Here is a 12,574-nt window from a genome sequence, read left to right as displayed (position 1 = left end):
GATGCTTTTGTGAGGGCAGTTTTTTCTTATGTAAAACCTTACAGATGGCCTGCAATTATTGCGCTGATGCTAATGTTTGTGGAGCTGTTTGTCGAATTGGCACAGCCGCTCATCATTGCGAAAATTATTGATGAGGGAATTTTGCCGAGTGACGGTACTGCCATTTGGCTATGGGGAATCGTCATGCTATTTTTATCTTTTCTTGCGTTAGGAGCAGGGATCACAAATTCCTATTTTAGTTCCCATGTAGCGCAGAGCTTTGGATTTGATCTGCGGAATGCTTTATTTCGGAAAATCCAATCATTTACAATGGCGACATATTTGAGGTTTCCGACCTCCAGTCTAATTACAAGATTGACAAGCGACATTACACAGGTGCAGAACGTCCTGTTTATGAGTTTGCGAATTATGCTCAGAGCCCCTCTTGTCGTAATAGGAAGTATTATTATGGCGCTTTTAGTAAATGCCAAAATGGCAATATTTTTGTTATTAGGTGTCCCTTTTTTATTAGTGTTCCTTATTATAATGGTCAAAAAAGGAATTACATATTTTTCGGTAGTCCAAGCTAGACTTGACCGTGTAAATCGTGTCCTTCAGGAAAGCTTACAGGCAATCCGGCTTGTAAAAGCATATATGAGGGGGCAGTACGAGGCGAGTCGCTTCCAAAAGGTTGCCTCCAACCTTCAGGTAGATACGGTAAAGGCACTGCGTATTATGGAACTGATTATGCCGGTGCTTCTCGTCGTAATGAACCTATGCCTGCTTCTTGCCCTATGGTTCGGTTCTGCCGAGGTACGGAGTGGAAATGCACAGGTAGGAGATCTTGTTGCTGTTGTAAATTACGCGATGCGTATGACAGGGGCTTTCTCAATGTTTGCCTTTATTATCATTGCTTTTGCACGTGCGAAGGCATCAGCAGAACGTATGGAAGACATTTTATTGATCGAAGAAGGAACAGAAGACAGAGCAGGCATTAAGGAAATAGAGGAAAACCAAATTGGAACAATCGCATTTCATAATGTGACATTCCGTTATCCTGGAACAAATGTTGATGTCTTATCTGATGTGTCTTTTTCTGTATCACAAGGACAGAAACTTGCTATTATGGGTGCGACAGGAGCAGGCAAATCTACGCTATTAAGTTTGATTCCGCGCTTTTACGATGTAACAGCCGGTGAAGTATATGTAAACGGACGCAATGTGGCGTCATGGGACCTTGATATACTGAGAGGGATGATTGGCTTTGTTCCTCAGCAATCAATGTTATTTACAGGTTCTATTGTAAATAATGTAAGCTGGGGCAAGCAAAACGCAGCATTGGAGGAAGTCCAGGCTGCAGCAGCTCAGGCACAGATACACAGTGCAGTGGAGAGCTTTCCAGATGCCTATGAGACAAAGGTTGGGCAAAAAGGTGTCAACCTGTCAGGGGGACAAAAACAACGCCTATCGATTGCAAGGGCGCTTATCCGTAAATCACATATTTTAATTTTGGACGATAGTACATCTGCGCTTGATGTGAAGACAGAAGCAGCATTGTGGGATGCGTTAGCAGAGGAAGAAACAACAATGCTTGTCGTAACACAAAAGGTGCGTACAGCCCGTGATGCAGATCGGATATTGCTGTTGGATGAAGGTCGGGTAGTAGGCTTTGGGACACATGAGGAGCTGCTCAGCGGCAGTGAATTGTATAAAAAAATAGCCGCTTCACAGCAGGAGGTGGAGTAATATGAAATACTTACAAAATCCATTCGGCTATGAGCGGATCTTAAAGAAAGACGACTTGGGCTCCGGCAAGAAACAGAAGGGAGCCCGGGCTGCTGACTGGAAATATACACTTAAGCGCATATGGCAAGTTGTTGATGAGCAGCGTTCACTCCTTGTACTTGTGTTTATGATGGTTCTTGTAAGCTCCGTTTTATCGCTTACCGGCCCGTTTTTAGTTGGAAGAATTATTGATCACTATGTTGTGCCAGGAGAATATGACGGAATGATTAACCTTATTCTGGTGCTGATAGTAGTGTATTGTATATTGTCTATATCTTTGTTTTTACAAAACTACTGGATGATCGGCATCGCGCAGGCTACGATTTATCGTATGCGTACAGGTGTATTTGCCAAACTGATGCACCTGCCGGTAACCTATTTTGATAAACGCCAGCATGGAGAATTGATGAGCCGTGCTACGAATGATATTGAAACATTGAGCTCTACGTTGAACAGTGCCTTTATTCAAGTTGTTTCAAGTGTGCTAACCTTGACGGGCACAGTGCTTGTCATGTTGTATTTGAGCCCTTTACTGACAGTGCTGACGATGATTATTATTCCGCTTATGTTTATGGCCATGCGCTGGATTACACGCCGGACAGGCAGACTGTTCAAGGAGCAGCAGGCGGCTATTGGTGCGCTGAATGGAATGATTGAGGAGACAATTTCCGGACAGCGCATCGTTAAAGCCTTTTCTCAGGAGCAGCAGGTGATTGAGGAGTTTGAGGAGAAAAGTGGACGTCTCCGAACAGTCGGATTTTGGGCCTTATCTTATTCGGGGTATATTCCCAAAGTGATGAACGCTCTGAATAATATGAGTTTTGCAATTGTAGCCGGCATTGGCGGTCTACTTGCGCTAAATGGTTATGTCACTATCGGTACGATCGTTATTTTTACGGAATATGCACGCCAATTTACAAGGCCGCTGAATGATTTGGCAAACCAGTTCAATACAGTTCTTTCAGCTATTGCAGGAGCAGAGCGTGTTTTCGCCATTCTGGATGAACCGGCTGAGGAGGATAAAGGAGTAAGGGATATCAAGCTTCAAGGTGCTGTGACGTTTCGCCAAGTCTATTTTAAATACAATCCCGAGGCAGAAAAGGATACGCTGTCTGATATAAACTTTGCTATTCAGCCCGGCCAGACAGTAGCATTAGTAGGGCCAACAGGAGCTGGAAAGACAACGATTATGCAGCTGCTTGCGCGCTTTTATGATGTCAGAAGCGGTACTGTAGAGTTTGATGGGCGTAATGTGCAGACGATTGCAAGGGAAACGCTTCGCAGCCAAATGGCCTTTGTGCTGCAGGACCCCTTCCTATTTGAAGCAAGCGTGTTTGACAATATCCGTTACGGAAAATTGGATGCGACAGATGACGAGATTATAGAGGCAGCAAAAAAAGCGAATGCTCATGATTTCATTATGAAATTGCCCGAAGGATACAAGACAGTACTTTCAGCAGATGGCGGCGAAATCTCACAGGGGCAGAAGCAGCTGCTCTCCATCGCACGGGCCCTCGTGGCCGACCCGGTTGTTCTGTTATTGGACGAAGCGACAAGTTCGATTGATACAGTGACAGAAATGAAGATTCAGGAAGCTCTTGAGGTGTTGATGGAAGGGCGAACAAGCTTTGTAATTGCTCACCGTCTGAATACTGTACGAAATGCCGATGTCGTCCTCGTTATGCAGCAAGGTCAGCTGGTTGAATCAGGTATGCAGGAAGAATTGATTGCCCGCGGCGGCATTTATGCAAGTATGCTCCGGGCAGGAAAAGATATTGATGCACTGTTAGACAGGTAATAAAGAGGGCTGCCCTGAAAAGTAAGCACTTTCCGGGGACAGCTCTCTTTCTATTGGTGAATATTTGCAAATAAGCCTGGCTGTTAGGATGGCATATAAGCATGAGGCTCTTTTTGTGCAAGGGGTACCTTTCAGATATTTCTTTTTATTAGGCAACGCTGATAAATTGGTGAGAACCGCTGATAACTCCCCAGAAATCCCTGATAACCACCAAAATATCACCGCTCCTACGACAACTTCATAAATAAAGGCCTAATAAGGAGAAATTATCAAAACGATGGATTGCATAATGAGAATCGTTCCTCTAAAATAAAGAACATCATTTTACAAGGAGTTCGATGTATGAATTTTTCTTTTATGACGGTATCATTCCCTGTCGATAGGGAGACATATAGCGAGATGAAGGCGCTTTGTGAAGAAGTGCATCATGCAGATAAAGCACACTATGAATCCATTTTAAATTTGCCGACTGCTCAAAACAGTGAGGTATCAGGTTTTTTTGTGCTTGTTTACAACGATGAGGATGACCGGCTGGTCGGGCTGGCGAGTGCCATTGATCTGCTTGGGTTGAACACGTTTGAATGGTCAATCATCGTCTCCCCAATGTACCGCCGAATCGGAATAGGTGATGCCATCTATCATGTTCTGCGTGAGGGACTTGAGGTAAGGGGAGCTGAAGGAGAGCTTGCCCTGATGATGGAAGGAGTGGAAAGCGGGCTCGTGTTCCTTGAGAAACATGGATATGTTTATAGTTTTTCAGAAGCGACATTGGAGGCACGTGCAGAGCAGTCGGAAAGTCATCCTGGTCTGAAAATCCGTCCATTTGCTGCCAAGGATACAGAATCGCTTGTTGACATATTTAGCGAGGCGTTCGGTGACCTGCGAGAGGAAGCGCTCGAATTAATCCATTTCAATACGCATACAGAAGGGCTTGTGCTATGGGTAGCAGAAGAGGATGGAAATATCATCGGGACAGTAACAACACGAAAAGAAGGGGAAGCCCAATGGATTACAGCGTTTGCAGTTCATCCCGATGCTGGAGGCCGGGGCATTGGTACAGCAATTCTATGTTTTGTAAAGCAGCTTGCATTCCAAAATGGGGAAAAGCATGTGCTGCTTGATGTGGAGCTGGAGAACGACAGAGCATTGGCTGTATATAAGAAGGCAGGCTTCAGCAAGGCTGCACAGGTAGATTATTTTGCATACAGTGGATGACCGTCATAATCTGCAAAGTATATATAAAAAGAGAAAAAGCGGCTCTTTTTTTGCTGAGTGGAAACCAGTATTTCCTGTTGCTAATAGATAGCCGGTAAAAGGCAAACAGCAATGAAAGTTATTAATATTGTGCTGAAAGAAAGCATATGAAGTGCTGTGTCTGCATATACTTTTAACAAAGGAGATGATGCAGATGCGTATGCCAGCGCTGCCAAAGGATAAGGCGGGTCCGAAACGTTCCTATATCCAGCTATTAAAAGAAAAGCTGTTCAAGCTAAAGAAAAAACAGCCGTTTATCAAAGTACCTGAACGTAAATAGGCTGCACTGATGCCGATATCAGTGCAGCTTTTTTTATTTTATAATAAAAAGGTTTCTTCATTTGGACCGATTAAATAGAGCTCATGCATAGCCCGTGTAAGTGCCACATATAGCAGCTTTCTATCAACCGGATGATCATAAAAAGGGGGATCAAAAGCGGCAATCATGACAGCATCGAATTCCAACCCTTTCGCAAGATGGCTTGGTACGATGAGAAGCTTTGACTGATCAAGTGCGGCTGTTTCGTCGAGCAGTTCAGCTTCAATATTAGCTTTTACAAGGGCGGCGGCGAATTTTTTTGCTTCGCTTGTCGTTTTTGTAATAAGTGCAATGGAACGATGGCCGGACGATCTAATCGTACGGTACGTTTCTATTATAACGTTCTCGTCAAATGCCGGGCATGGAATGAAGACTGGCGGTTTTCCATGTCGTACAACCGGTTCGACCAATGGTAAATTCTCGTCCATTTTCGCTAGAATTTTATTGGCTGTATTCATAATTTCTATCGTTGTACGATAGCTTTTTTGCAGCGTAGCATAAGTGGCGCGCGGGAACAGCTTAAGCACCGACTCCCATTCGGTAAGAGAGCGGTAGCTGTGAATTCCCTGGGCTAGATCACCTACCATCGTAAACATATCTGTTTCCAGTCCAGCCTTCAGAGCAGCGAGCTGGAAGAGGGAATAATCCTGTGCTTCATCAATGAATATTACCCGCATTTTCCATTTGTCAGGAACTCCTTTAATACGAGCATGCAAATAGTAAAGGGCTGCTAAATCTTCAAGTACCCAAGCTTCTTTCCGATGTGCGGAGAGAAACATCTCGATTTCCTCTAAAGACCATTCGGGTGCTGCCTCCGATAAAAGCATACGATTTGTTACAAGCTCACGATACATGATCTTAATTTTTACCTTTTCAAATTTCCGCATATAGAGAGTGGCTGTGGACTTTACCTCTTGTTTGATTTTCGGGATGCGCTCATCACGTTCATCAATATATTTCGTGACGACACGGCGACGTTTTGCATCATCCCGAATACCGTTCAAAGCCCGCCCGATAATCTCTTCATATTTTGCATTTAGTGTATTCAAAACAGCTGCTGTCTTCCGCTTTACCTCTGTCTGAATGACTTTCTTAATCCGTTCCAGCCGTTTCTCAATCGGCATATAGGCAAATTCAACGAGGAACAGTTTCTTAAGATGGGAAGCCCGTAGAATGCGGTATTTTTCAATAAATACATCCTCAAAAAGAGCGGCCAGTTTTTGTTCATGCATAGCCGTATAACGATCCATTATATCCCGATAAAGAAGAGAGCCTTTTATTTGCGGGATATTGAAACGGGGAAGCATATCTGTATTATTTTCGACAATGCTCTCGAGCTGTTCGTTTGGATTCTGCAGCTTTAATTTGATGCCGATTGCGTTCTGTACATATTCAGCATAGGTTGTCTGGCAGATACGATCTACGCCTAGCTCTGGCAGTACATCACCGATATATTCAATAAACAGTTTATTTGGAGCAAGGATCATTAACTGCTCAGGCTTGAAATGCTCTCCCATTGTATAAAGAAAGTAGGAAATACGGTGAAGGGCGATTGTCGTCTTACCAGAGCCTGCCGCCCCTTGGACGAGAATCGGCTGACGTAGATGGGCACGGATGATTTCGTTTTGTTCTTTTTGAATAGTGGAAACAATTTCAGTGAGCCGGACATCTGCCTTTCCTTCAAGTGCTTCCTGAAGAAGTTCGTCATTTGTCGTCAAATCAATGTCCCGGTAATCAAGCAATTCTCCGGATTCAATCTTATACTGCCGCTTCGAAAATAGATGACCGGAATGTTCCTCGTCCCTTACCTGATAGGTTAAATCTCCGAGTCGTCCGTCATAATACACATTGGCGACAGGAGAACGCCAGTCAACAATAATCGGCTCATGTGTATCCCGGTGGAAAAGGGAGGTTTTGCCGATATAGAGGAACTCTTCTGGTTCGCCCTCCCGCTGAAAATGGATACGGGCAAAATAAGGCTTATTCATCACTGCCTCCAATGCCTCTTTCTGTGTTCGTGCCATTTCAAAGAATCGGGAGTTAGTTAAAATGTTTAAATAGCTATCACTCGAATCAATATATTCCAAGTTTGCCATAGCTGATCGGATTTTCTCCTGAGAAGATTGCAGGTCCCTTTCGGATTCTGTTAGCAGTATGTTCATGTATTCTTTTGTATGTTTTAATCTTGCTGCTTCTTTTTGATATTCTGCAGTTTGTTGACTCATTGCATTTCCCTCCTGTCGCTAGATCTATTATATCTGGGTGGAGATTTTCATTTCTTTATTGGTAGTCACTCGGACCGGCCTCTAGTGTTCTTTATGCTAACCTGCCTTCTATCAAAGTGGAAGCCTTCTGAAGTGAAGAAGGCAAATTAGAATTTTATTCTATTATATAAAAGATTGGGGAGCCATAGAAAATAGGGAGCTCCTGATATATTGGAACATCTTCTCTTTTATTTCTTCGGAAAAAGCAATACTTTCCCGCATACTATCATTTACAAAATGACTAACTTTTCATTTGTTTCTAGATAATAGGGAGCGATTGTTGTTACAATTGATGAGAAAGCTATTGAAAAGGAGATGTAAAGGGACAGTGTTTAAAAAGACAATAATGTTTATCACCGCGCTGGCAATATTAACAGCCTGCAGTGATAAGGAAGCGCCTGCAAATAATGAAGAGGCTTCTGGGAAGACACAGGGAAATTTGCAAACTCAGGAAGAACAGTCGGAGGTTAAAGAGACTGAACAGCAAGCCGAATATATTGAAAGTTCTTCTGAAGAAAATGTTAATTCTATTGAATGGGCCTCATTACCTGAATATAGTAAAATTATTGAACAAATAGGCGATAAAGATTATAACTTTGAAACAGTAACTGATAATGACGGAAAGCGGGTACTGTATATCATCGATGGAAATGGAGAAAAGCAATATAAAACCGTATTTATTAAAAGTACTAGTCACTTAAAGATAATTAATATAAATGGGAACGGCCTTGTCTTTAACGGAGATTTACATTTGTAAAGAAAGATTATTGCTTTTTTGATTCAACTCTATCGATTTGACCCTGTTTTATATTTATATAAGAGATAGGAAGATAATGGCTCCTCAAGGCCTTAAGTTATTAATGCGTTTGCTTAGTATACAAAGCTCTACGGGATGTCCGGATTGTATGATGATACTTTCAATAATAGTACTTTTAAAATTAGGAGTAGGGGTGGTGAAGTGATGATCCATTTCATAATATCGGTTGTCATTGCACTTAGCATCATTTTGCTTATAGGCTTTGCTATGGGGATATCGGTTTATAACCGTGAAAACATAGAGAAAGGAGGAAGAGAATCCTAAAGTGATTTTCTTCCTCTTTTTTATGCATGAAAGGATTCGTTTGTCCTCTACCACTTTGCTACATGTTCTTCTATACAGCCGAGCATTTGTTTAATTTGTATACTGCTGTTTTCTAAACGGATACGGCCGTTATAGTAGCCCATCATTTGATGGACTTCCGAACGGATGAGCTTAGCATCTGTTTTGGCAACGCGCTCGAAAAACGGTGTGAAGGTTAGTTCCACCGTTTCACTAAATTTAGATTTGACCGTCCAAGGCTCCATGAAGTTTTGCGGATTATAATCGAACAGAACGTCCTCGTGAATTTTAATCATTGTACCATCAATAAACACAGCATTTTCCGTCATACCCGTGCCATCCGTCCATTTTCCTCCAAAATTCAAACCAATCCGGCGTCCGCGCAGGCGCTGGCTTGCCATAGCCCAATTCCATGTAGCCTCCCGCGGCCAAACGCCTCTTCCGTAATCCAGCACAGAGAAGCTTTCTTCCTCATTGAAGACATAGCGGCGGTCGCCAATTTTTACTATTCCTGTCGTTGGGAGTGTATGATGTTTGGCTGTAAATTGAAACATTTGCCGGTTCCAAGGGATGACGACATTTAATGAATCGTCCTCTTCAGGGTGGTGGATTGTGAGCTCTGCATAAAGGTGCTCTCCGTCAAAGTCATTGCTAATGACAGATAAATGAGTATCACCATTTAGATAGGTAATATTGATGTGCATATCACTGTTGGCAAAGCTGATGGTTTCCAATACTTTTGTCGGCATTTTTACCTTGGCGCCTAACGGAATGGTGATCGTTTTTTCAAAATAGCGCTGTGTTTCATATTCAAGAAAGTACACGAAGCAAACGGCAGCGTAGTCGAGATGACTGATCGTGACAGAAAATAAAATATCTTCCCCATATACGCACCAGTAGTTCCATTTTTTTTTGCGCATAAAATGACCGCTTAAGTTGCAGTCAATGATCGGCTTTCGGGCAAAACCAATTACTTCGGGGTTTAAGTTACCCTTCTTATCACAAAGAGGCATTGCCTCAAATATTTCTTTTTCTGCATGTTGCTTCATATCACATCACCATCTCCTCTTGTGACCTACTCTTTTCTTCCTATTCTAACAAAACAATAAAGGAATTGTTTGAGATTTAATTGGAAAATTGCGGATTTTATTCCGCTATAATTTATATATATTTTTAATCTAAGCGCAAAAACGGATCTCATTTACAATTATAGCAGGACATAATTGTATAAATGTAGCATATTTTTAGCATGACCTGAAGATTGCTTTTTCAATTCAAAAATATTTAGAAAATAAGAGGCATATAAAAGGATAAGAAAGAAAAAGGAGGAAGGAAGAATTCCTACTTACAATCGAGATGCAGCGGTGGAATATGCAGAAAAATGGTGGAACGGCAGAAATCCGAATTACCCATCGTTTGCAGTAGATTGCACAAGTTTTATTTCTCAATGCCTATTCGCTGGTGGAGCCCCAATGAGAGGCGCACCTGATCGTGGGAAAGGCTGGTGGATTACAGGTGGTTGGAAAAGTGGAGACAGCAAACATTACCGGAGCGAAACATGGAGCTATAGCTGGTCTGTCGCCCATAGTCTAAGGTGGTATTTGGAAACATCTAAATCGGGGCTGACAGCAAAACAAGTACCCTCTGTCTCTGATTTACAAATTGGTGATGTTATTTTTTATGATTTTCAAGGAAACGGTGTTATTGATCATAGCACGATCGTCACAAGTATCAGAAATGGCATTCCTTATGTTCACGCCCATACAAATGACAGCCAAAACCGTCATTATGAATACAGAAATTCAGGAGCATATACGCCGAACATCCAGTACTACTTCTATCGGATTGACGATGTATTTTTGTAATAGGAGACTTTTTTCCGCCATGATATTCTCCTGACTACTGTATAGTAGAGACTTATAGAGAAATCTGTTTTATGTAATTAGATTAGAAGATATTTTAAAACTTCTCTAATTATGATAAGGTTGGTTGGAGGAAAAGAGCATCTGTTTACTTATAATAATATACTTTCAATATTTTAAGGAGAGATTCGGGAAATGAATGAACAATCGCTATCTGTAAGAGAAGCGGTCATTGGTCGACGTTCAATTAAAGTATTTAACGGCCAGCCTGTGGACCGGGAAGATTTGCTTAGTATTATTAATGATGCTGTATGGGCACCTAATCATGGTAACCGGGAGCCTTGGCGTCTAGTTGTAGCATGTGGACCGGAGCTGGAAAAGCTCTATGATTTACTGCGCGATCTTGCTATCCCTCGTTGGAAAGAACTTTCTTCAGAAGAGCTAAAGAATCAGATGAAGAAGTTTACGTTACCAGGTGCATATATATTCGTCATTGTGCCGGAAGATGCCCGCCAAAAAGAACGCCTGGAGGATTACGGAGCGGCTGCCTGTCTCCTGCAAAATATCCAGCTGCTTGCATGGGATAAAGGTATCGGCTCCTGCTGGAAGACGCCTGGATTCCTTGATGTGCCAAAATTCCGGGAGGCGATGAAGGTAGCACCGGGAGAGCGGGTTATCTCAATGCTCCAGCTTGGTTATTTTGATGAACTGCCGAAAGGGAAAGAACGTAAAACAGCTGAAGAAATTATCACGGTTTTCGGCGAATCATAAAAGTGCATTTTGTTATGGACGTTTAAAGGTAATTATTTGTTTAGGTATTTCTTTTAGCCTGAAGGCAAGAGAGATACTGTCGCCCATATTTTAACAAGCACATCCATAAAGGTAAAAGTAGAATCCGTTCGCTTTTTGCATACAAGCAGGCTTACCGGCCGGCATGTACCTAGTATGACTAGATGCAGAAAGCTTGCGGATTTTTTCCTTTTTAGGAGAATGAGTAGGTTTTACATGTAAAGCCTAATCGATAAGGCAGTAAAATGTATACGACAACAGTATAGATAGGCAGGACCTGCAAACGTCATCTTCATAAAGATAGCTGCTGAACTGTAAATGAACGTACTGTCTTCCATGATAGAAGCCACAAGTAAACCTGTGAAAAGCCCCGATACAGCTAGGGTACTGACCTTGTTTTGGTGGAATGCTTTATCCCGTAATCAACAAAATCGCTGGTCCGGGCATGAGTATTAGCAATATAGCTATCGCTTAAAAGTGAACATTACATTAAATTGCATATAAATTCCTCTGTATATGTATCCTATCATCAATCAACAGAGTACTAAATGTATTCGAATGACAAAAAAGTGGCATGAACCCGTATATTTTTTGAGAGATAGGGTATTTTTATATGGTAATAAGCTATAGAGGAGTGGAATTTTATATGAAAAACGTAAAATGGCTGGCAATCCCAATGAGCATGCTATTATTAGCAGCTTGTGGTAATGATGACGAGAAAGTCAAGGATAAACCTAAGGATGCGCCGACGGAACAAAACGAGAGTACGACAGACAACAACGCTACAACGAATAATGGCACTACAGATAATGCGGATAATAATGCTAACAATAATGCGGTATCCAATGCGAATGCTTCCTTTGACTTTACACACTTTTCCCTTGATGTCGATTACTCTGAGACAAAAAGCTTTGAAGTAGAATATGAAAATGAACAGTCGGGTGTAGAGGCCTCAATTGAGGATGATATAAATGGTGATAATTCATATGGCGATGAAGCATATGAACGATTGGAACCGATCTTCCAGAGTTTCAAGTTTGGCGCTTCAACACCTGAAGATGAAGTGATCACAGAAGTGCTTAATGTATTTAACCTAAGAGATGACTACACAGAGCTGGAATTAGAAATACGCTTTACAGATGGTACAGAAAAAGAGTACCATAACCGAAAATAACAAAAACTGTCTATATACCTTATAGAGTAGGCGCTTTAAAAAAGTCTATTCTATAGGGTTTTTTCTTTGGAAAGGCAAAAGTATACAGAAGCAGACTGATATGCTGAAGTGATACTTTCCTGAGACTCATTTTAAGCATTATTAAAAATGAGTAAATATACATAAGGCAGCAATATAGCAATGAGCCGATTAATAATGAAAATAGAAATATGAGAAAGAAGATGAACGAATAGAAAAAAGGAAGGAAAAAT

The 12,574-nt window shown here is 41.7% G+C and carries 10 protein-coding genes; 8 read left to right on the top strand and 2 right to left on the bottom strand.

The features are described 5' to 3' along the window. Positions 1-9 precede the first annotated feature (9 nt). The 4 genes from BOD01S_RS14270 (at position 10) to BOD01S_RS23850 (ending at position 5,096) form a co-directional block, all read left to right on the top strand. Positions 10-1,725, top strand: a complete 1,716-nt coding sequence (locus BOD01S_RS14270; protein ID WP_036153376.1) for an ABC transporter ATP-binding protein — start codon at positions 10-12, stop codon at positions 1,723-1,725. A gap of 1 nt (position 1,726) precedes the next feature. Then, the gene (locus tag BOD01S_RS14265; protein WP_036153374.1) at positions 1,727-3,562 is read left to right on the top strand and encodes an ABC transporter ATP-binding protein; all 1,836 of its coding nucleotides are present in this window, start codon (positions 1,727-1,729) and stop codon (positions 3,560-3,562) included. A gap of 342 nt (positions 3,563-3,904) precedes the next feature. Further along, entirely contained in the window at positions 3,905-4,777 is an 873-nt protein-coding gene (locus BOD01S_RS14260; protein ID WP_036153373.1) for a GNAT family N-acetyltransferase, read from the top strand. A gap of 193 nt (positions 4,778-4,970) precedes the next feature. Beyond that, entirely contained in the window at positions 4,971-5,096 is a 126-nt protein-coding gene (locus BOD01S_RS23850) for a hypothetical protein (protein ID WP_269845645.1), read from the top strand. Positions 5,097-5,134: 38 nt separating this feature from the next. Here BOD01S_RS23850 and helD read toward each other — a convergent pair whose 3' ends face one another. Next, positions 5,135-7,360 (bottom strand): RNA polymerase recycling motor HelD, encoded by a 2,226-nt coding sequence (gene helD / locus BOD01S_RS14255; RefSeq protein ID WP_036153371.1) that lies wholly within the window; start codon positions 7,358-7,360, stop codon positions 5,135-5,137. Between the two features lie 367 nt (positions 7,361-7,727). On the opposite strand from helD, the gene BOD01S_RS14250 reads away from it, so the two are divergent. After that, complete coding sequence (locus BOD01S_RS14250; protein WP_036153367.1) at positions 7,728-8,156, top strand: lipoprotein; 429 nt, start codon at positions 7,728-7,730, stop codon at positions 8,154-8,156. Between the two features lie 371 nt (positions 8,157-8,527). Here the strand turns inward: BOD01S_RS14250 and BOD01S_RS14245 are convergent, their stop codons facing one another. Next, positions 8,528-9,547 carry a DUF2804 domain-containing protein gene (locus BOD01S_RS14245; protein ID WP_036153365.1) on the bottom strand — a complete coding sequence of 340 codons (1,020 nt, stop codon included), beginning with the start codon at positions 9,545-9,547 and terminating at the stop codon, positions 8,528-8,530. A 288-nt stretch (positions 9,548-9,835) separates the two neighbouring features. Here BOD01S_RS14245 and BOD01S_RS14240 point away from each other — a divergent pair, with 288 nt between their 5' ends. The 3 genes from BOD01S_RS14240 (at position 9,836) to BOD01S_RS14230 (ending at position 12,323) form a co-directional block, all read left to right on the top strand. Then, the gene (locus tag BOD01S_RS14240; RefSeq protein ID WP_036153362.1) at positions 9,836-10,363 is read left to right on the top strand and encodes an amidase domain-containing protein; all 528 of its coding nucleotides are present in this window, start codon (positions 9,836-9,838) and stop codon (positions 10,361-10,363) included. A 192-nt stretch (positions 10,364-10,555) separates the two neighbouring features. Next, positions 10,556-11,131, top strand: a complete 576-nt coding sequence (locus BOD01S_RS14235) for a nitroreductase family protein (RefSeq protein WP_036153360.1) — start codon at positions 10,556-10,558, stop codon at positions 11,129-11,131. Between the two features lie 664 nt (positions 11,132-11,795). Beyond that, the gene (locus BOD01S_RS14230; RefSeq protein ID WP_036153358.1) at positions 11,796-12,323 is read left to right on the top strand and encodes a YusW family protein; all 528 of its coding nucleotides are present in this window, start codon (positions 11,796-11,798) and stop codon (positions 12,321-12,323) included. Positions 12,324-12,574 lie beyond the last annotated feature (251 nt).

Source organism: Lysinibacillus odysseyi 34hs-1 = NBRC 100172 (assembly GCF_001591965.1).
Taxonomy (GTDB): Bacteria; Bacillota; Bacilli; order Bacillales_A; family Planococcaceae; genus Lysinibacillus_B; species Lysinibacillus_B odysseyi.
The sequence above is the reverse complement of the archived record's forward strand: the minus strand, read 5'-3'. Positions and strand labels throughout refer to the sequence as shown.